An 18,853-nucleotide genomic window follows, 5' to 3' on the forward strand; every position below is an offset into this window, starting at 1 on the left:
GATTTTGCCCATGGCTTCGTCGAAAAGTCTTGAAATATATTCATATTCCTACGCCTTTCCTCCTCGCCCTGAGCAAAATCGCTTCAAACCTCGAACGCGCAATTCATGGGTCCTGACCCTAGAGAATGCTCTATGCGCGCCGCTTCTTATCGGTGCGATGAACGCGGCGCAACGGGGAGCTTTACCGCATGGCGCCTGCTGCGCTAGAGCGCGCGCACCATGAACGCCCTTTCCCCCCTGACGCCGGGCCGTACCGAACTGACCGTTCTGGTCGCCGCTCCGCACGGTTTCTGCGCCGGCGTCGACCGCGCGATCCGCATCGTCGAACTGGCGATCGAACGCTATGGCGCGCCCGTCTATGTCCGGCACGAGATCGTCCACAACCGCTATGTCGTCGACGCGCTGAAGGCGAAGGGCGCGATCTTCGTCGAATCGCTGAGCCAGGTTCCCGACGGCGTGCCGGTGGTGTTCAGCGCCCACGGCGTTCCCAAGGCGGTGCCCGCGAAGGCCGAGGCGCGCGGGCTCGACTATATCGACGCCACCTGTCCGCTGGTGTCCAAGGTCCACCGTCAGGCCGAGCGCGCGAACGAGGCGGGGCGCCACATCATCTTCATCGGCCACGCCGGCCATCCCGAGGTGATCGGCACGCTGGGACAGCTTCCCGAAGGCGCAATGACGCTGGTGGAATCGGTCGACGACGTCGCGACGCTGACGCCGCCCGATCCCGACAAGCTGGCCTTCCTGACCCAGACGACGCTGTCGGTCGACGATACCGCCAGCGTCGTCGCCGCGCTGCGCCACCGTTTTCCGTCGATCCAGGGTCCGCGCGGCGAGGATATCTGCTATGCGACGTCGAACCGGCAGGACGCGGTGAAGGCGATCGCGCCGCGTTGCGACCGGGTGATCGTGATCGGCGCCCCGAACAGTTCGAACAGCCTGCGGCTCGTCGAGGTCGCCGAACGGCTCGGCACCCCGGCGCACCTGATCCAGCGCGGGGTGGACATCGACCCCGCGTGGCTGGCCGACATCGCCACGCTGGGAATCACCGCCGGCGCCAGCGCGCCCGAAACGCTGGTCCGCGAAGTCATCGACGCCGTGGCCGCCCACCGTCCGATCGCCGAGCAGACGATCGTGTCGGCGGAGGAGAATATGGTGTTCAAGCTGCCCCGCGGGCTCGAACCGGCGGCATAAGGATCAAAGCCCGATGGCCGTTTACACGCACGTCGACCCCGACGACCTCGCCGCGCTCGTCGCCCGCTACGCCATTGGCACCGTCGTGTCGTGCAAGGGCATCGCCGAAGGGGTCGAGAACAGCAATTTCCTGATCGAGACGACCGACGGCCGTTTCATCCTGACCCTCTATGAAAAGCGGGTGCAGGCGGGCGACCTGCCCTTCTTCGTCGACCTGCTCGGCCATCTTGCCGATCACGGCTGCCCGGTTCCGGCGATGATCCGCGACCGCGACGGCGAGGCGATCCAGCGGATTTCGGACCGCGCGGCATGCATCATCCAGTTCCTGCCCGGCATCTCGCCGAGCCATCCGATGCCGAGCCAGTGCGAGGCGGTCGGCGCGGCGCTCGGCGCGATGCACCGCGCGGCCGCCAGCTTCCCCGGCGGGCGCGAGAACAGCATGGGCCATCGCCACTGGCGCGCCATCGCCGAGGCGACCGGCGACCTCGACGCGGTGATTTCGGGCTTGCAGGATCTGGTCGACGCCGAACTCGCTTTCCTCGATGCCCACTGGCCGGGCGATCTGCCCGCGCATGTGATCCATGCCGACCTGTTTCCCGACAATGTGCTGATGCTGGGCGACCGGGTGACGGGGTTGATCGACTTCTATTTCGCGGCGAGCGATGTCCGCGCCTATGACCTTGCGGTCACGCATGCCTCATGGACATTCTCCGACGACGGCCGCCATTGCGACCCGGCGCGCGCGCAGGCGCTGATGCGCGGCTATGCCCGCGAGATCGCGCTGACCGACGCCGAGGTCGCGGCGCTGCCGCTGCTCGCGCGCGGCGCGGCGCTGCGCTTCCTGCTGACCCGCGCGCACGACTGGGTCCATACCCCCGCCGACGCGCTGGTCACCCGCAAGGACCCGGCCCCGCTCCTCGCCCGCCTGCGCCGCTATCAGGCGCATGACGCCGCGGCGCTGTTCGCGGCATGAACGACACGCGGACGGTCGTCATCGCCACCGACGGCGCATGCAAGGGCAATCCCGGGCCCGGCGGCTGGGGCGCGGTGCTGCGCTGGGGCGACGCGGTGAAGACGCTGTCGGGCAGCGAACCCGATACGACGAACAACCGCATGGAGCTGATGGCCGCGATCGAGGCGCTCGCCGCGCTCAAGCGAAGCTGCGACATCGAGCTGTCGACCGACAGCGTCTATGTGCGCGACGGCATCACCAAATGGGTGCACGGCTGGCAGAAGAACGGCTGGAAGACCGCCGCGAAGAAACCCGTCGCCAATGCCGACCTGTGGCAAAGGCTGCTGAGCGAGGCGAAACGCCATCGCATCGAATGGCTGTGGGTCAAGGGCCACGCCGGGCACGGTGACAATGAACTGGCCGACCGGCTGGCGAGCGACGCGGCGCTGGAGGTCGCGCGGGCGCGCTGAACGCCCGCGCGCCCGCCCTTGTCCGGCGTCCCTATTCGGCCTCGCGGACCTCGGCGCCCGGGCCGTTCTTCAGGATCGACTCGATCGCATTTTTGGCCGAGGCCTTGCTGGTATAGCCTTCGGTCCAGAAGATCGGCTCGCTGTTATATTTGAAATAGGCGACGAACTCGCCCTTCTTGTTCTTCTTGATCTCGAAATAATGCGCCATCGGGTCCTCCGCGTTTCGGGGTGCCGCCGGCTCGCGGCGGCCAGGCCATGGTAAGCCGCCCGTTTCGCGTTGCAAGGGCGCGTTGCGGTCAGCCGAAGCGCGCGGGCGAAAAGGCGGCGGGATCGATCGCGCCGATCGCTCCACCCGGCATCGGCGCGCCGAGTTCGGCGGCGAGCAGGGCGCTGATCGCGGGCGCGGTCTGGATGCCGAAACCGCCCTGCCCCGCGCACCAGACGAAACCGGAAACATGCAGGTCGGCCCCGAAGACCGGCAGGCGATCGGGCGCGAAGCTGCGCAGGCCGGCCCATTTGCGCTCGACCGCCGCGACCGGCCAGTCGACCACCGCCTGCAATCGCGCGATCGCGAGCGCGACGTCGATATCCTCGGGCGCGGCGTCGCCGGGGGGCGACGGCGTTTCGTCGTGCGGGCTCAGCCAGATGCGTCCCTCGCCCGCGCCCTTGAAATAGAAATCGCCGCCGACATGGACGATCAGCGGCAGCGCGGCCGGAACCGGTGCGCCCAGCCGGACCTGCGCCATGGTGCGGCGATAGGGCCGGATGCCCATCGGCGCCGCGCCGCAGGCGGCCGCGACGCGGTCCGCCCACGCCCCGGCGGCATTGACGATCACCGCGGCGCGCACGGTCCCCCGCCCGGTCTCGACCGTCCAGCCGCCCGCTTCGCGGCGCGCGGCGATCAGCGGCGCGCGCGTCGCCAGCATCGCCCCGCCCCGCCGCGCCGCGCGCAGGCACGCCGCATGCAGCGCCGCGACATCGATGTCGCGGCACGACGGCTCGGACGCGGCCGCGGTCCACCCGGCGCGCAGGCCCGGCACCCGCGCCGCGAGTTCGGTGGCCTCCAGCGGCGCGACATCGACGCCGCGCGCGGCGAAGGTAGCGATGAACGCATCGACCATCGCCGCCTCTTCCGCGCGGCCGACGATCAGCGACGAGCGCGGCAGCAGGAACGGCCGGTCCGAAAAAGCCGGGTCGGGATGCGCGAGCGCGTCGAACGAGGCGGCGGTGAGCGGCTGGACGTCCGGCCCGCCGTAGCTTTGCTGCCAGAAGGCCGCCGACCGCCCCGTCGCATGATAGCCGGGCGCGTCCTCCGCCTCGATCATCAGCACCCGGCGATGGGGCGCGAGCGCCGCCGCCAGCCCGCTTCCCGCCATGCCTGCCCCGACGATGAGAACATCGGTTGCGGAAGGGAAAGCAGCGGTCATGCAGCCGCGCATATCGGCTGGACGGCGGAATGCAAGCGGCGGGCCCAATGAACCGCAGCTCTGCACATGGTTACGCTTTGGTAAGCCATCATGCTTAAGGGACGGGGCCATGGACCGTAGCTCGATCGCTTTTGGCCTGATGGCATTGCTCGCCGCGCTGATGATCGCCGCCGCGGTCAGCGACCTGCGGTCGCGGTCGATCTCGAACGGGCTGAACGGCACGATCGCGCTGCTCGCCATTCCCTTCTGGATCGCGAGCGGCCTGTCGCTGTGGCCCGACATTCCGATCCAGTTCGGCGCCGCCTTCGCGGTATTCCTGCTGTTCGCCGGGCTGTTCGCCATCGGCGCGATGGGCGGCGGCGACGTCAAGATGATCGGCGCGGTGATGCTGTGGATTCCGTTGCCGCTGTTCGTTCCCATGCTGACCGTCATGGCACTGGGCGGCGGCCTGCTGTCCGCGATCATGCTCGTTCACATCAAGCTGCGCCCGTCGGGCAAGCCGGTCGAGGTCCCCTATGGGGTCGCGATCGCGGCGGCCGGACTTTGGGCGCTTCACCAACACTATCTTAACCAGTTTCAGTTTATCGGATCGGCCTGAGGGTAGGCACAGCCGTTTCTGGTGGGTGCAGGAGGGCGAAAAATCGTCATGGATATGCGAAAGATTATGCTGATCGTCGGCGCGCTGGTCATTGCGGTCAGTGCGGCGTTCGGAGTCAATCTGATGATGCGCGGGTCTTCGACCCCGCCCGCCCGTGCGGCGGCGGCCCCGGAAATTTCCGGCCCGATGATCCTGGTCGCAACGCGGCAACTGCCGGTGGGCACGATCATCGGCCCCGACAGCTTCCGTTTTCAGCCGTGGCCGACCGAACTGGTCGAGAAGGCCTATTTCCTGAAGGACAAGACCGACGTCAACACGCTGGTCGGCACCGTGGTGCGCTATCCGATCACCGCGGGCCAGCCGCTGACGCAGGGCGCGCTCGTCCACCCCGACGACCGCGGCTTCCTGGCCGCGGCGCTCGGCCCGGGCATGCGCGCCGTCACGGTGAAGGTGTCGCAGGAACAGGGCGTCGCCGGCTTCGTCTTTCCGGGCGACCGCGTCGACGTGCTGCTGTCGCAGGAGATTTCGGTCAAGGAAGGCAGCGCCTATCCCGACGACCAGCTCTTCACCGCGGAAACGATCGTGCGCAACGTGCGCGTCCTCGCGACCGACCAGCGCTACGATGCCGAGGACGAGACGGGCAAGACGCCGGTCCGCACCTTCGGTTCGGTGACGCTCGAGGCGACGCCCGAGATCGCGGAGAAGATCGCCGTCGCCCAGAACATGGGCCGGCTGTCGCTGGCGCTGCGTCCGCTGGCCGAAAGCACCGGCGACCTCGAATCGGCGATCGCGTCGGGCGAGATCGACGTGCCGGCCAAGGGCGGCACCGTCGCCGAACGCAAGATGCTGGCCGAAGCCGCCGCGCGTCCGACCGCCAGCCGCTCGTCGGCCACCACCGGCGGCGACGTCTCGCGCTTCTGGGTGCCGGTCCGGGGTCGTGTCACGGCGCCGCGCCAGCCGCAGCAGCAGTCGATGGCGGACACGCCGGCAGCGGCATACGGGGGCACGGCTCAGGCCGCACCGCGGGGCCCTGTCGTCCGCGTGACGCGCGGCGACAAGACCACCGAAGTTCCGGTTGGGGGTAAGTAAGATGAACAGCAAAGCCAATTTCAAGGCAGCGGCGCTCGCCCGTACCCTGGCCGTCGGCCTAGTCGCGGCAACCCTGGCCGCCGCCCCGTCGCAGCCCGCAACCGCGCAGGCGACGCAGAATGCCAGCAGCAGCATCGACCTGTCGGTCGGCCGCGGGCGCCTGATCAACCTGCCCGCCCCGATGGCCGACGTCTTCGTCGCCGACGACAAGGTCGCCGACGTGCAGGTGCGGTCGAACCGCCAGCTCTACATCTTCGGCAAGGCGCCGGGCGAGACGAGCATCTATGCGACCGACGCCGGCGGCCGCGTCGTCTATTCGACGGTTGCGCGGGTCGGCAACAATATCGAGACGATCGACCAGATGCTGACGCTGGCGATGCCCGACGCGAAGATCGCGGCGAACACGATGAACGGCTTCGTCCTGCTGACCGGCACCGTCCAGTCGCCCGACGACGCGGCGGAGGCCGAACGGCTGGTGCAGGCGTTCGTCGGCGAACAGACCAAGGTGCTGTCGCGCCTGCGCACGGCGACGCCGCTGCAGGTCAATCTGCAGGTGCGGATCGCCGAAGTGAACCGCTCGCTGGTCAAGGAGATGAGCGGCAACCTGCTGACGCGCGACATGACGGGCGGCTTCCTGGGCGGCGTGTTCAGGGGGCGCAAGGCCGGCACGATCACCACCAATCCCGACGGATCGACCAGCTACACGGTCGAGACGCCCACCGGCATCAACAGCCTGGCGGCCGCCGGACGGCTGTTCGGCGTCGACCTGATCGCTTCGCTCGACCTCGGCGAACGCTCGGGGATGGTCGCCACGCTCGCCCAGCCCAATCTGACCGCGATTTCCGGCGAGACCGCCGACTTCCTGGCGGGCGGCGAATATCCGGTTCCGATCCCCGGCAACTTCGCCGGAACGACGATCGAATATCGCAAATATGGCGTCAGCCTCGCCTACACGCCGACCGTGCTGTCGAACGGCCGGATCAGCCTGCGCGTGCGGCCGGAAGTATCCGAACTGACGACCGACGGCGCGATCGAACTCGACGGGTTCCAGGTTCCGGCGCTCACCGTGCGTCGTGCCGAAACGACCGTCGAACTGGGTTCGGGCGAAAGCTTCATGATCGCGGGACTGATGAACAATCGTTCGGTCGGCGCGATCGACAAGGTTCCCGGCCTCGGCGACGTGCCGATCCTGGGCAGCCTGTTCAAGTCGGACAGCTTCCGCCGCGGCGAAACCGAGCTGGTGATCGTCGTCACCCCCTATCTGGTGAACCCGGTTTCGGCGAACGAGATCAAGCTGCCGACCGACGCCTTCCGCGTTTCCGACGACGCGTCGCGGCTGCTGCTCGGCAAATCGAGCGACGGCGTCACCGGCGGCGACCGTCCCAAGCCGCAGCTCGACGGCGCGCCCGGCGACGCCACCCGCCCGCGCGGCAGCGGCGACGTTTCGCCCGGTTTCAGCCTCAGCAAGTAAGGCGCTGGTTTTCAGGAGCTAAAGTGATGAAGAAGATCGCAACTCTGACCGCCCTGGGACTGGCGACCGCGCTGGCCGGATGCACCGGCTCGGCCTACAGCAACCGCAGCCTCGAATCGGTCCACCAGCCGCTGGTGCGCAACGCCACCTATCATTTCGACGTCGCGGCGACGAACGGCGATCTGCCGCCCAGCGAGCAGGGCCGCCTCGAAGGCTGGCTCGACGCGATGGGCGCGCGTTATGGCGACCGCATCGCGGTCGAGGATTCCTCGACCTATGGCGCCGCGGCGGCGCAGGCCACGGTGCGCTCGATCGTCGAGAAGCGCGGGCTGCTGCTGAGCCGAGAGGCCCCGGTGACCGAAGGATCGGTCGCCCCCGGCCATCTGCGCGTCGTGATCACGCGGGCGAGCGCGCATGTTCCGGGCTGTCCCGACTGGGCGAGCAACTATTCGATCAACCCGACCAACGCGACCTCGTCCAACTATGGCTGCGCGACCAACAGCAATCTCGCCGCGATGGTCGCCGACCCGAACGACCTGATCAAGGGCGCGTCGAACGACCGCAGCGACCCGGCCGCCGCGACCAAGGCGATCAAGACCTATCGCGAGAAGCCGCAGACCGGCGCGGGCGAACTGCGCGGTCAGTCGACCAGCAACGGAGGTGCCAAGTGAACGCTCCCTTCAAAGCCGCGGGGCTGCGCGACCCGTTCAACGCCTTCGTCTGCGACGACGATACGCTGGAGCTGATCCGCGTCGCCGCGGGCGACATGGGCTGGCCGATCGAGAAGTGCAACAAGGGCGGCCTGCGCAACGCGGTGCAGTCGCTGTCGGTGTCGGCAAGCCCGAACATCCTGTTCGTCGACATGTCCGAATCGGGCGATCCGATCAACGACATCAACGCGCTGGCCGAAGTGTGCGAGCCCGGAACGGTGGTGATCGCCGCCGGGCAGGTCAACGACGTCCGCCTGTATCGCGACCTGCTGTCGAGCGGCATCCAGGACTATCTGCTGAAGCCGCTGTCGCTCGATCAGGTCCGCGAATCGCTGGCGATGGCGCAGGCGATGCTGACCGCGCCCAAGCATGGCGACGTGCACGACGACAAGCCGCACCACATGACGGCGGTGGTCGGGGTGCGCGGCGGCGTCGGCGCGTCGCTGGTATCCACCTCGCTCGCCTGGGTGATGAGCGAGCAGGCCGGCCGCCAGACCGCGCTGCTCGACCTCGACGTCCATTTCGGCACCGGCGCGCTGACGCTCGACCTCGAGCCGGGGCGCGGCCTGATCGACGCGATCGACAATCCGAGCCGCATCGACGGCCTGTTCATCGAGCGCGCGATGGTGCGCGCGTCGGACAAGCTGAGCCTGCTGTCGGCCGAGGCGCCGATCCACCAGCCGGTGATGACCGACGGGTCGGCGTTCTTCCAGCTCGAGGAGGAATTGCGCGGCGCCTTCGAGATGACGATCGTCGACATCCCGCGGCACGTGCTGATCCCCTTCCCGCACCTGGTGTCGGAAGCCGGGACGATCCTGCTGGTCAGCGACGTGACGCTCGCCTCGGCGCGCGACACGATCCGCCTGCTGTCCTGGTTCAAGCAGAACATCCCCGCGGCGCGGGTGATCCTGGTCGCGAACAAGTTCCAGAGCGCGATCGGCGAACTGTCGCGCAAGGAATTCGAATCGTCGATCGAGCGGTCGATCGACATCGTCATCCCCTTCGATCCGAAGCTGGTCAGCCAGGCCGCAAAGCTCGGCAAGTCCTATGCGGAAATCTGCAAGGGCGCCAAGGGCGCGCAGGCGTGGACCAATCTGATGCGCCTGATCCTCGACGGCGCCGACGGCGACGGCGAGGAGGTCGCGGCGCCGGCCGCGAAGGGCGGCGCGAAGGACGCGGCCAGCGGATCGCTGCTCGGCAAGCTGGGCGGCATCGGCAATCTGATGGCGAAAAAGGGCGCAAAATAAGGGGGTGAAGCGGCCGCTTCGGCGGCCGTCGCGACACCCCTCAACCGGATGAATCCGACCATGAACCTGCCAGTGATCCTCATCATCGCCACCGCCTTTCTGGCTTTCGCGGCGCTTGTCGTCCTGCTGGGCGGCCCCTCGGCCGGGAAAGCCAAGTCGCGGCGGCTGGCATCGGTGAAGGATCGGCACGCGGCCTCGACCGAGGCGGTGGTCGCGGCGCAGATGCGCAAGACGATCCAGGCGTCGAGTGCCGGGAGCAACCGGCTGTCGAGCCTGATGCCGCGCCGCGAGCAGATGGAACTGCGCCTGCGCCGGACCGGCAAGACGTGGAACATCACCCAATATATGTTCGCGACGATGATCCTGTTCGTCGTCGTGGCGGCGCTGATGCTGATCATGCGCGCGCCGTTCATGCTGGCGATCCTGTTCGGCCTGCTGGCGGGGATCGGCCTGCCCTATATGATCGTCGGCCGCCTGATCAAGAAACGCGTGACCCAGTTCACCACCCGCTTTCCCGATGCGATCGACCTGCTGGTGCGCGGGTTGCGGTCGGGCCTGCCGGTCACCGAGACCTTTCAGGTCGTCAGCCAGGAACTGCCCGGTCCGGTGGGCGAGGAATTCCGCGGAATCATCGAGCGCATCCGCATCGGCAACACGATGGAGGCCGCGCTGCAGGAATCGGCCGACATGCTCGGCACGCCCGAATTCCAGTTCTTCTGCATCACGATCGCGATCCAGCGCGAGACCGGCGGCAATCTGGCCGAAACGCTGGGCAACCTGTCCGACGTGCTGCGCAAGCGCGCGCAGATGAAGCTCAAGATCCGCGCCATGTCGTCGGAAGCCAAGGCCTCCGCCTATATCGTCGGCTCGCTGCCCTTCTTCGTGTTCGGTATCGTCTGGATGATGAACCCCGAATATCTGAGCGGATTCTTCCACGAGGAGCGGCTGATGATCGCCGGGATGGGCGGGCTGATCTGGATGAGCCTGGGCGCCTTCATCATGTCGCGCATGATCAGTTTCGAGATTTGAGGACGCCGACCCGATGACCAGCAGCCTCCTCCTCACCGCCTTCACCGGAGCCCAGCCGGGCCCGACGCTTCTGGGCGTCGATGTCGTCTGGGCGGCGACCATGCTCGCCGTCGTCGGCGTGCTCGCGGTGCTCGTCGCCATTTATGGCGCGCTGACCGTGCGCGATCCGATGGCGAAGCGCGTCAAGGCGCTCAACGAACGCCGCGAACAGCTCAAGGCCGGGATCACCGCATCGACCGCGAAGCGCCGCGCGCGGCTGGTCCGCAAGAACCAGACCGCCGACCGGATGCGGACCTTCCTCGGCAAGCTGCAGGTGCTTCAGGAAGAGCAGATCAAGGATGTGCAGCAGAAGCTGGCGCAGGCCGGCATCCGCTCCAAGGACCTCGCCGTCGCTGTCATCTTCGGGCGGCTGGTGCTGCCGATCCTGCTCGGCGGCCTGGCGGCCTTCCTGATCTATGGCATCGACATGTGGCCCGATATGACGCCGATGAAGCGTTCGGGCTTTACCATGGCGGCATTGATCCTCGGCTACAAGGCGCCCGACCTGTTCGTGCAGAACAAGCGCCAGAAGCGCACCGACGCGATCCGCAAGGGGCTTCCCGACGCGCTCGACCTGCTCGTGATCTGCGCCGAGGCCGGCCTGACCGTCGACGCCGCCTTCTCGCGCGTGTCGCGCGAGCTCGGCCGCGCCTATCCCGAACTGGGCGAGGAATTCGCGCTGACCTCGATCGAGCTCGGCTTCCTGACCGAGCGTCGTCAGGCGTTCGAGAATCTGGCCTATCGCGTCAATCTGGAAGCGGTGAAGGGCGTGGTCACGACCATGATCCAGACCGAGAAATACGGCACCCCGCTGGCCAGCGCGCTGCGCGTCCTGTCGGCGGAATTCCGCAACGAGCGCATGATGCGCGCCGAGGAAAAGGCCGCGCGCCTGCCCGCGATCATGACGGTGCCGCTGATCCTGTTCATCCTGCCGTGCCTGTTCATCGTGATCCTGGGTCCGGCGGCCTGCTCGCTCAAGGACGCGCTCGCCGGCGCGATGGGCGGCGGAAGCTGAAAGCGGGGCGGGCCCGCGCCCGCCCGCTTCCCCGGCGGTCAGGCGACCGTCTGCTCGATCGCGCCGAAGATGCTGTGGTGGCGCTCGTCGTCCATCCAGATGCGGACCGTGTCGCCCTTCCGCATGAAGGGCGTCGCCGGCGCGCCGGCGCGGATGGTTTCCACCGTCCGCACCTCGGCAAGACAGCTGTAGCCCAGCCCGCCCTCAGCGATCGGCTTGCCCGGACCGCCGTCGGCATCGCGGTTCGAAACCGTTCCCGACCCGATGATCGTCCCGGCGCCCAGATGGCGCGTCCGCGCCGCATGGGCGATCAGCCGGCCGAAATCGAAGGTCATGTCGACCCCGGCATCGGCGCGGCCGAGCGGCTGGCCGTTGAGGTCGACGCACAGCGTGCCGTGCAGCTTGCCGTCGCGCCAGCGGTCGCCGAGCGCATCGGGCGTCACGAACACCGGCGACATCGCGCTCGATGGCTTCGACTGGAAGAAGCCGAACCCCTTGGCGAGTTCGGGCGGGATCAGTCCGCGCAGCGAAACGTCGTTGGTCAGACCGACGAGCAGGATCCTGTCGCGCGCCGCCTGCGCGTCGATGCCGGCGGGCACGTCGCCGGTCACGACGACCACCTCCGCCTCCATGTCGCAGCCCCATGCGGGGTCGCCGAGCGGGATCGGGTCGCGCGGGGCGAGGAAGGCGTCGCTGCCGCCCTGATACATCAGCGGGTCGTGCCAGAAGCTTTCGGGCATCTCTGCCCCGCGCGCCTGGCGGACGAGCGCGACATGGTTCACATAGGCGCTGCCGTCGGCCCATTGATAGGCGCGCGGCAACGGCGAGGCGGCGTCGCGTTCATGGAACCGTTCGCGCGGGATCGCTTCGTGATTGACGTCGTCGGCCAGCGCCTTCAGGCGCGGCGCCGCTTCCGCCCAGTCGTCGAGCGCCGCCTGCAGCGTCGGCGCGATCGCTCCGGCGTCCGCATACCAGGCAAGATCGTCCGAAACGACGACCAGTCGGCCGTCGCGGCCGGCTTTGAGCGAAGCGAGTTTCACATCGGTCCCTTTGTCTGCGATGCGGCCGAAGCATCATCGCCCACAGGGCAAGCGACGATCAGCGCGGCATCTGGATGGATGCGAAACAGGTAAAGCCGCTCTGTCCCGCCTGCAAGCGCCGGATATATTGCAGATAGGCCTGCGACTGGTCGTAGGTCGCGCCGGGCAGCGTCTGGCCGCGGAAGGCGCGCTTGACCTGTTCACCCGTGAAGGGGCGCGGCGATCCCGGAAAAGCGCCCTTCGTCCCCGGCGGGACGAGCTTGCCGTTGGGATCGATATAGCGACCGGCGCCGGTCGGGCCGGGAACCGGTATCTCGCAATTCATCACCGACACGGCGGTCTGCGCAAAGGCGGGACGGATCGTCAGCGCGGCGGAGACGCCCGCAGCGCCGAGCGCCAGCATCCGGCGGCGCGTCGGAACGGCCTCATCGGCGCCATCTGCCGGCTCGTGGCCCGGAATCTCGCTGTTTTCCATACTCTGCCCCTACCCCATAGGGAGCGGGAGGAAAAGCAAAAGACCGGCCCCCGCATCCGGCATCCCGCTTTGGGACAGGGGTCGGCGCAAGCGTAACCGGCGCAAACGGCCTTGCGGGCGCCTGCGCTTCGTGCGAGGCGCTGTGCCGATGTTCGACCGCCTGTCCAGCCTCGTCATCGCGTTGACGCTGGTCGCCGTCGCGGCGATCTTCGCCGGACTGGCCGGGGGCGATGCCCTGACCATCACGCTTCTGGCCGCCGCGGGCGCCGCCGCCGCCGCCATCGTCCATGCCGCAGTGCCGGGGGCCCCGCCCGACTTCGACGGGGGAACGGGCGCGCCCGAACCCGAAGCACCGCCGCCGTCGCTGTTGCGGCACCCCGATTTCGCCCGCTGGGCCGACCAGGAGCGCGAGCCGCTGATCGGAACCGCCGACAATGTCGTCACCATCGCCAACGACGCGGCGGTCCGGCTGCTGGGCCGGCATATCGTCGGCGCCGACATCCGGACCGCGATCCGCCATCCCGCCGCGACCGAAGGGCTGGCGGCGGCGGACGGCGCAAGCCCGCCATCGCCGATCGACCTTGTCGATTTTCCCCGATCGGGCCAGCGTTGGACGCTCCGGATCGCCGAATTGTCGGGGGGCGACCGTATCATCTTCCTGTCCGACCGGTCGGCGATCGACGCCGCCGATCGCATGCGGTCCGACTTCGTCGCCAACGCGAGCCACGAACTGCGCACTCCGCTCGCGGCGATCCTCGGCTATGTCGAGACGCTGCACGACCTGACCGGCGAAACCGACGTGCCGACGCGCCGCCGTTTCCTGTCGATCATCGAACGCGAGGCGCGGCGGATGCAACAGCTCGTCATCGACCTGCTGTCGATCTCGCGGGTCGAGGCCGACCGGTTTCGCCGCCCGACGACGCCGGTCGATCTTGCAGCGATCGTGCGGACGACGATCGCGCAATTGCAGGACAGCGAGGAAGCGCGCCCCAAAGACATCGTTGCCTTGCCCGGCGACACCGCGGTGCCGGTGCTCGGCGACGAGGCGCAGCTGGCGCAGCTCGTGCACAACATCATTTCCAATGCGCTGAAATACGGCCGCGCGGGCACGCCGGTAACGGTCGAGCTGATCCCCGAGGAAGCCGACCGGGTGCGCCTGTTGGTCAGCGATGAGGGCGACGGCATCGCGCCCGACCACCTGCCCCGCCTGACCGAGCGCTTCTACCGCGTCGACGAGGCGCGCAGCCGCTCGGTGGGCGGCACCGGGCTCGGGCTCGCGATCGTCAAGCACATCGCCGAGCGCCATCGCGGCCAGCTCGACATCGCGAGCGAGCCCGGCAAGGGTACGCGCGTGTCGGTCGTCTTTCCGCTCGCCGCCTGAAACGCTTCGGGGCGGTCGTCAGCCGTCGCGGCGGCGCCGAAACCGGCGGGCATAGATCAGGCCGCCGACGCCCAGCGCGAACAGGCCCCACAGGCCCGGTTCGGGGATCGGAACCGGATCGCCGCCCGAACTCGACCCGCCCGAGGACGACCCGCCCCCCGGCGTGCCGATATTCCCGCCCTTGTAGGTGCCGATATGCATCTCGCCATTCTGCTTCAGATTGCCGAAGACCGCCGAGCCCTGGATGTAGTTCCCGGTTTCCGCATCCGCGGACGGCGCGAGGATCGAACCGCCCCACGCGGTCGTCACGCGGATATTCTCGGCATCGGGGAAGTTCCAGATCACATGCTCGCCCAGGTTGTTGGTGCCGCCGATGAAATTGTCGTTGAGCAGGATGTTGCGGCCGCTCACATTGACGACGACCGTTTCGGCACCGTTGAGAGCGAACTGGATTTCGCCGATCTTGTCGAGGTCGGCCGAGCTGATCTCGAATACCGCCAGCCCGTCGGCATTCGGCTTTGCCGTGAAGACGCCGCGATTGCCCTGGACGGCGAACTGGCTGTTCGATGTCAGCGTCCCCATGTCGAACGACAGCCGGTCGAGGCTGGAGACGAGCTGTTCCTTCTGCTGCTGCAGGCCGACCACGAAGGCCGGATCGCTGTTGCCGAGGCCGGACAACACCTTGTTCTGATTGACGTTGGTGTTGCTGATCGTCCCGCCGACCTTCACCGTCTGCGCCGCGCCGTTGAGGTTGAAGCCGCTGTTCACATTGCCGCCGACGACCGCGCCCGAACCGTTGTTCAGATTCTTGTGACCGCCATTGACGTCGCCGACGACGGTCAGGCCGGGCTGGCCCGACGTCGATTGCGCCAGCGGGCGGATCGCATAGTTGGACGAATTCCCCGACAGGTTGCCGCCGACGAAGGTCCGCCCCTCAACCTCTGACGAGGATTCGAGATTGCCGAGAACGACAAGATTCCACTCGCGCAGGGCGTCGAGGCCGGTGATGGGTGACGAGGATTGCGCAAGCGCGGGCGAAACCGCCAGCGATGCCGCGAAAATAGCCGTCGCGACGAGCGGCCGAAAGGCAATGGACACTCTGAAAACCTGTCTGGAAAAGGGAATTTGCCGAATGCGGCGAGGCCCTTAGCCGATTTCACGCGCCTTGCCTATCGCAGTGCTGTCCCAATCCGGAACAGGGTCGAGGCGCGGACCGCAAGGCGTGGTAAATTCACGATATCGCGCCGATTTCAGGCGATGGTGTCGAGCAGTTCGCCGAGCATCCCGAACATCTGGTCGATCTGCGCCTTCTCGACGATCAGCGGCGGCGACAGCGCGATGATGTCGCCGGTCGCGCGGACCAGCAGGCCGGCGTCGAAGGCGCGGTGGAACAGTTCCATCGCGCGCGCAGTCGGCGCGCCGGGGCGCGGTTCGAGTTCGATGCCCGCGACAAGGCCGATGGTGCGGATGTCGACGATATGACGGCGCCCCCGCAGGCCGTGCGCCGCCGCCTCCCAATAGGGCGCCAGTTCGGCGGCCCGTTCGAACAATCCCTCGCGCGCATAGAGGTCGAGCGCCGCCAGCCCGGCCGCGCAGGCGAGCGGATGGCCCGAATAGGTATAGCCATGGGCCAGTTCGATGCCGCCGGGCGCGCTTTCGATCACCGCGTCATGCAACTCGCGCTTCACCGCGACCGCACCCATCGGGACGGCGGCGTTGGTCAGCCCCTTCGCCATCGTCAGTATGTCGGGGGTCACGCCCCACGCCTGCGCCGCGGTCGCCGCGCCGACGCGCCCGAAGGCGGTGATCACCTCGTCGAAGATCAGCAGGATGCCGTTGCGGTCGCAGATCGTGCGCAGCCGTTCGAGATAGCCGACGGGCGGGACGAGGACGCCGGTCGACCCTGCCATCGGCTCGACGATCACCGCCGCGATCGTTTCCGCTCCATGCAGGTCGACGAGACGCTGGAGGTCGTCGGCCAGTTCGGCGCCATGCGGCGGGAAACCGCGCGAAAAGGCGTTGCGCGCGGGGTCGTGCGTGTGGCGCAGATGATCGGCGCCGGGCAGCAGGGCGAAGGCACGCCGGTTGCCGACGATGCCGCCCACGCTGATGCCGCCGAAGCCGACGCCATGGTAGCCGCGCTCGCGCCCGATCAGCCGGGTGCGTGTCCCCTGCCCCCGCGCCCGCTGCACCGCGAGCGCGATCTTGAGCGCGGTGTCGACCGATTCCGAACCGCTGTTGGTGAAGAAGATGCGGTCGAGCCCCGGCGGCATCAGCGCGGCCAGCCGCTGCGCCAGTTCGAAGGCGGCGGGGTGGCCGAGTTGAAAGGTCGGTGCGAAATCGAGTGTCGCGGCGGCCCGGGCCATCGCCGCGGCGATTTCGGTCCGGCAGTGTCCGGCGTTGCTGCACCACAGCCCCGCGGTGCCGTCTAGGATCGTCCGCCCGTCGCCGCTCTGGTAATGCATGCCGCTCGCCGAGACGATCTGGCGCGGGTGCGCCTTGTAGGCGCGGTTCGCGGTAAAGGGCATCCAGAAGGATGCCAGTCCGTCATTGTCGCCTTGCATCGCCCAGCCGCCTTTCGCCTTTTGCCGTCAGTGCTCCGCCCGCTTGCCCGGAACGAAGTGCAGCGCCCCGGCGATCGCGCCGCCGAGCAGCACCCCGAACAGGCCCGCTCCCGCCGCGTTGATCAGCCATTCCCATACGCCCGCCGCCGGAAGGCCGCCCGCGACGGCATGCGCGCCATCATGGAGCGCATGGCCGATCGCGCCAAGACCATATTCATCGAGCCCGTGCAGCACGATCTGGCCGCCGACCCACAGCATCGCCGCGGTGCCGATCGTCGCAAGGGCGGCGAGCAGCCGGGGCATCAGCGTCACCAGCCCGCGCCCGATCGCCCGCCTCGCCGCGCCGCCGTTTCGCGCCATGTGCAGTCCGATGTCGTCCATCTTCACGATCAGCCCGACGACGCCATAGACGGCGATGGTGATCGCGATGGCGACGATCGCCAGCGTCGCGGCGCGCATCGCGAGATGTTCGTCGAGCACCTCGTTGAGCGCGATCACCATGATCTCCGCCGACAGGATGAAGTCGGTGCGCACCGCCCCCTTCACCATCCGTTCTTCGTGATCCGCGTCCGCGACGATCGCCGCGTCCTCGTCGAGGCTGGTCCTATCCTTCCGCAACGCATGAAGCAGCTTTTCCGCGCCTTCGAAACACAGATAGCTGCCGCCCAGCATCAGCAGCGGCGTGATCGCCCACTCCGCGAAGGTCGACAGGAGCAGCAGAACCGGCAGGATCAGCACCAGCTTGTTGAACAGCGATCCCTTGGTGATCCGCCAGATGATCGGCAATTCGCGATCGGGGGTGAAGCCGGTGACGTAGCGCGGCGTCACCGCCGTATCGTCGACCACCACGCCCGCCGCCTTCACTCCCGCCTTCGACGCCGCGGCGCCGACATCGTCGATGCTCGCCGCCGCAACCTTGGTGATGGTGGCGACGTCGTCGAGCAGTGCAAAGAGGCCGGATGGCATGGACGTCTGGTTCCTTCGATGGGTGTGCTGGCGGTGTAAAGAAGAAGGGGACGCTTCGACAAGCCTTTGCCTTATCGCCGCTAATCGCCGGCATGGCGGCGCGCGAAAGCAGCGGCGGCGCCGAACAGCCCCGGCTGCGGATGGGTGATCAGCTTGACCGGGATCGCCGCCATGATCCCGGCAAACCGCCCCTTGTCGGCGAAACGCCCGGAAAAGTCCGAACGGACGAGCCGGTCGCGGATGCGCAGGCCGAGACCGCCCGCCACGACCACCCCACCGGCGCCATGCGCCAGCGCGAGATCGCCCGCGACGCTGCCGAGCATCGCGCAGAAACGATCCGCCGCGGCGACCGCGAGATCGTCTTCCGCGCCGAGCGCGCGTGCCCACAGCGCATGGTCGTCGAGCGGCGGAACGGCGCGCCCGTCGAGCGCGGCGAGCACTTCATAGATGCCGACGATGGCTGGCCCCGCCACGACGCGCTCGACCGAGACGCGGCCGTATCTTTGGCGCAAATGCGCGAGGATGGCATCCTCGACGGCATCGCAGGGCGCGAAGCCGATATGACCGCCCTGCGCCTCCTGCACGCGACAGGCGTCGCCGTCGCGCCACAGATAGGCGGCGCCAAGGCCGGTGCCGGGGCCGATGACGCTGATCGTGCCGCGCGCAGGAAGCGGAATATCCGGCCCGGCGAGCGGTTCGAACCAGGATTCCCCCGCCTGGCCGACGGCATGGCCGATCGCTTCGAAGTCGTTGAGCAACAGGCAATGATCGAGGCCCAGGTCGGCCCCGATTCGATCGCGCCCGATCGTCCAGCGATTGTTGGTGAAGCGCAGGATGTCGCCCTGCGTCGGCGCCGCGACGGCGATCGCGGCGCTGCGGGGCGGCGGTTCGGCCAGTTGGCGCGCGTACGCCTGCCACGCGGCCTCCAGCCCCGCATGATCCGCGGTGCGCAGCGTCACCGCCTCCCCCAGCGAAACGACGCGGCCGGCGGCAATCGCCGCGATCGCGAAGCGCGCGTGCGTGCCCCCGATATCGATCGCGACGATGCGTTCGGTCATCCCTTGTCCTGTCCTCGCTTGCCCGGCCGGCGGCGGATCGCGATCCGCGATGGCGCACGACGCCCGTCGACGCAACATGCGTTCCGTTGGTAAAGCTTTCCCAAGACATTGATGCCATAGGGTTCGCGATG

The 18,853-nt window shown here is 68.2% G+C and carries 19 protein-coding genes; 11 read left to right on the forward strand and 8 right to left on the reverse strand.

The annotated features are described in order from the left end of the window. The first annotated feature begins 219 nt into the window (after positions 1 to 219). From ispH to rnhA, 3 genes are read left to right on the forward strand one after another with little or no spacing between them, the layout of a single operon-like run. Positions 220 to 1,191: a 4-hydroxy-3-methylbut-2-enyl diphosphate reductase gene (gene ispH / locus ABS88_RS15350; protein WP_076074929.1), complete on the forward strand. Its 972-nt coding sequence runs from the start codon at positions 220 to 222 to the stop codon at positions 1,189 to 1,191. A 13-nt stretch (positions 1,192 to 1,204) separates the two neighbouring features. Further along, entirely contained in the window at positions 1,205 to 2,164 is a 960-nt protein-coding gene (thrB, locus tag ABS88_RS15355) for a homoserine kinase (RefSeq protein WP_076074927.1), read from the forward strand. Then, the gene (rnhA, locus tag ABS88_RS15360; protein WP_076074924.1) at positions 2,161 to 2,613 is read left to right on the forward strand and encodes a ribonuclease HI; all 453 of its coding nucleotides are present in this window, start codon (positions 2,161 to 2,163) and stop codon (positions 2,611 to 2,613) included. The genes thrB and rnhA overlap by 4 nt, the downstream gene beginning before the upstream one ends. Before the next feature lie 31 nt (positions 2,614 to 2,644). On the opposite strand, the gene ABS88_RS15365 is transcribed toward rnhA, so the two are convergent. Then, positions 2,645 to 2,821 (reverse strand): YegP family protein, encoded by a 177-nt coding sequence (locus ABS88_RS15365; RefSeq protein ID WP_076074922.1) that lies wholly within the window; start codon positions 2,819 to 2,821, stop codon positions 2,645 to 2,647. Between the two features lie 88 nt (positions 2,822 to 2,909). Beyond that, positions 2,910 to 4,040: an NAD(P)/FAD-dependent oxidoreductase gene (locus ABS88_RS15370; protein WP_076077746.1), complete on the reverse strand. Its 1,131-nt coding sequence runs from the start codon at positions 4,038 to 4,040 to the stop codon at positions 2,910 to 2,912. A gap of 109 nt (positions 4,041 to 4,149) precedes the next feature. Between ABS88_RS15370 and ABS88_RS15375 the strand changes: the two genes are divergently transcribed. Genes ABS88_RS15375 through ABS88_RS15405 form a run of 7 tightly spaced genes read left to right on the forward strand, consistent with a single transcriptional unit; the run spans position 4,150 to position 11,238 of the window. Continuing rightward, the gene (locus tag ABS88_RS15375; RefSeq protein ID WP_067109112.1) at positions 4,150 to 4,638 is read left to right on the forward strand and encodes an A24 family peptidase; all 489 of its coding nucleotides are present in this window, start codon (positions 4,150 to 4,152) and stop codon (positions 4,636 to 4,638) included. Between the two features lie 48 nt (positions 4,639 to 4,686). Further along, complete coding sequence (gene cpaB / locus ABS88_RS15380; RefSeq protein WP_104959729.1) at positions 4,687 to 5,727, forward strand: Flp pilus assembly protein CpaB; 1,041 nt, start codon at positions 4,687 to 4,689, stop codon at positions 5,725 to 5,727. 1 nt (position 5,728) lies between these two features. Then, a complete protein-coding gene (locus tag ABS88_RS15385; RefSeq protein ID WP_067109107.1) occupies positions 5,729 to 7,198 on the forward strand; it encodes a type II and III secretion system protein family protein in 1,470 nt (489 codons plus the stop codon). 26 nt (positions 7,199 to 7,224) lie between these two features. Continuing rightward, the gene (locus ABS88_RS15390; protein ID WP_067109103.1) at positions 7,225 to 7,869 is read left to right on the forward strand and encodes a CpaD family pilus assembly protein; all 645 of its coding nucleotides are present in this window, start codon (positions 7,225 to 7,227) and stop codon (positions 7,867 to 7,869) included. Continuing rightward, positions 7,866 to 9,155: a CpaE/TadZ family protein gene (locus ABS88_RS15395; protein WP_286750090.1), complete on the forward strand. Its 1,290-nt coding sequence runs from the start codon at positions 7,866 to 7,868 to the stop codon at positions 9,153 to 9,155. Before ABS88_RS15390 ends, ABS88_RS15395 begins: the two co-directional genes overlap by 4 nt. Before the next feature lie 60 nt (positions 9,156 to 9,215). Further along, positions 9,216 to 10,184 carry a type II secretion system F family protein gene (locus ABS88_RS15400; protein WP_067109097.1) on the forward strand — a complete coding sequence of 323 codons (969 nt, stop codon included), beginning with the start codon at positions 9,216 to 9,218 and terminating at the stop codon, positions 10,182 to 10,184. Between the two features lie 13 nt (positions 10,185 to 10,197). Then, positions 10,198 to 11,238: a type II secretion system F family protein gene (locus tag ABS88_RS15405; protein ID WP_104959730.1), complete on the forward strand. Its 1,041-nt coding sequence runs from the start codon at positions 10,198 to 10,200 to the stop codon at positions 11,236 to 11,238. Positions 11,239 to 11,276: 38 nt separating this feature from the next. Here the strand turns inward: ABS88_RS15405 and ABS88_RS15410 are convergent, their stop codons facing one another. Both ABS88_RS15410 and ABS88_RS15415 read right to left on the reverse strand, forming a co-directional pair. Then, a complete protein-coding gene (locus ABS88_RS15410) occupies positions 11,277 to 12,278 on the reverse strand; it encodes a fumarylacetoacetate hydrolase family protein (RefSeq protein ID WP_286750091.1) in 1,002 nt (333 codons plus the stop codon). Between the two features lie 58 nt (positions 12,279 to 12,336). Then, entirely contained in the window at positions 12,337 to 12,753 is a 417-nt protein-coding gene (locus ABS88_RS15415; protein WP_067183003.1) for a hypothetical protein, read from the reverse strand. 148 nt (positions 12,754 to 12,901) lie between these two features. Between ABS88_RS15415 and ABS88_RS15420 the strand changes: the two genes are divergently transcribed. Continuing rightward, complete coding sequence (locus ABS88_RS15420) at positions 12,902 to 14,134, forward strand: sensor histidine kinase (RefSeq protein WP_104959731.1); 1,233 nt, start codon at positions 12,902 to 12,904, stop codon at positions 14,132 to 14,134. 18 nt (positions 14,135 to 14,152) lie between these two features. Here the strand turns inward: ABS88_RS15420 and ABS88_RS15425 are convergent, their stop codons facing one another. From ABS88_RS15425 to ABS88_RS15440, 4 genes are all read right to left on the reverse strand, one after another. Then, on the reverse strand, positions 14,153 to 15,232 hold the full coding sequence (locus ABS88_RS15425; protein WP_420894041.1) for a choice-of-anchor A family protein: 1,080 nt from the start codon (positions 15,230 to 15,232) through the stop codon (positions 14,153 to 14,155). A gap of 152 nt (positions 15,233 to 15,384) precedes the next feature. Further along, positions 15,385 to 16,698 carry an omega-aminotransferase AptA gene (gene aptA / locus ABS88_RS15430; protein WP_076074912.1) on the reverse strand — a complete coding sequence of 438 codons (1,314 nt, stop codon included), beginning with the start codon at positions 16,696 to 16,698 and terminating at the stop codon, positions 15,385 to 15,387. 27 nt (positions 16,699 to 16,725) lie between these two features. Continuing rightward, positions 16,726 to 17,664, reverse strand: a complete 939-nt coding sequence (locus ABS88_RS15435) for a DUF808 domain-containing protein (protein ID WP_076074909.1) — start codon at positions 17,662 to 17,664, stop codon at positions 16,726 to 16,728. A gap of 80 nt (positions 17,665 to 17,744) precedes the next feature. After that, positions 17,745 to 18,722 carry a glucokinase gene (locus tag ABS88_RS15440; protein WP_076074906.1) on the reverse strand — a complete coding sequence of 326 codons (978 nt, stop codon included), beginning with the start codon at positions 18,720 to 18,722 and terminating at the stop codon, positions 17,745 to 17,747. Positions 18,723 to 18,853 lie beyond the last annotated feature (131 nt).

This window comes from Sphingopyxis sp. SCN 67-31, assembly GCF_001725095.1.

What these genes read in the sequence shown, in the direction of transcription:
- ABS88_RS15390 (WP_067109103.1), top strand. Translation starts at nt 7,225, where the DNA reads ATGAAGAAGATCGCAACTCTGACCGCCCTGGGACTGGCGACCGCGCTG.
- rnhA (WP_076074924.1), top strand. Translation starts at nt 2,161, where the DNA reads ATGAACGACACGCGGACGGTCGTCATCGCCACCGACGGCGCATGCAAG.
- ABS88_RS15435 (WP_076074909.1), bottom strand. Translation starts at nt 17,664, where the DNA reads ATGCCATCCGGCCTCTTTGCACTGCTCGACGACGTCGCCACCATCACC.
- ABS88_RS15420 (WP_104959731.1), top strand. Translation starts at nt 12,902, where the DNA reads ATGTTCGACCGCCTGTCCAGCCTCGTCATCGCGTTGACGCTGGTCGCC.
- ABS88_RS15365 (WP_076074922.1), bottom strand. Translation starts at nt 2,821, where the DNA reads ATGGCGCATTATTTCGAGATCAAGAAGAACAAGAAGGGCGAGTTCGTC.
- thrB (WP_076074927.1), top strand. Translation starts at nt 1,205, where the DNA reads ATGGCCGTTTACACGCACGTCGACCCCGACGACCTCGCCGCGCTCGTC.
- aptA (WP_076074912.1), bottom strand. Translation starts at nt 16,698, where the DNA reads ATGCAAGGCGACAATGACGGACTGGCATCCTTCTGGATGCCCTTTACC.
- ABS88_RS15385 (WP_067109107.1), top strand. Translation starts at nt 5,729, where the DNA reads ATGAACAGCAAAGCCAATTTCAAGGCAGCGGCGCTCGCCCGTACCCTG.
- cpaB (WP_104959729.1), top strand. Translation starts at nt 4,687, where the DNA reads ATGGATATGCGAAAGATTATGCTGATCGTCGGCGCGCTGGTCATTGCG.
- ABS88_RS15400 (WP_067109097.1), top strand. Translation starts at nt 9,216, where the DNA reads ATGAACCTGCCAGTGATCCTCATCATCGCCACCGCCTTTCTGGCTTTC.
- ABS88_RS15375 (WP_067109112.1), top strand. Translation starts at nt 4,150, where the DNA reads ATGGACCGTAGCTCGATCGCTTTTGGCCTGATGGCATTGCTCGCCGCG.
- ispH (WP_076074929.1), top strand. Translation starts at nt 220, where the DNA reads ATGAACGCCCTTTCCCCCCTGACGCCGGGCCGTACCGAACTGACCGTT.
- ABS88_RS15415 (WP_067183003.1), bottom strand. Translation starts at nt 12,753, where the DNA reads ATGGAAAACAGCGAGATTCCGGGCCACGAGCCGGCAGATGGCGCCGAT.
- ABS88_RS15440 (WP_076074906.1), bottom strand. Translation starts at nt 18,722, where the DNA reads ATGACCGAACGCATCGTCGCGATCGATATCGGGGGCACGCACGCGCGC.
- ABS88_RS15370 (WP_076077746.1), bottom strand. Translation starts at nt 4,040, where the DNA reads ATGACCGCTGCTTTCCCTTCCGCAACCGATGTTCTCATCGTCGGGGCA.
- ABS88_RS15405 (WP_104959730.1), top strand. Translation starts at nt 10,198, where the DNA reads ATGACCAGCAGCCTCCTCCTCACCGCCTTCACCGGAGCCCAGCCGGGC.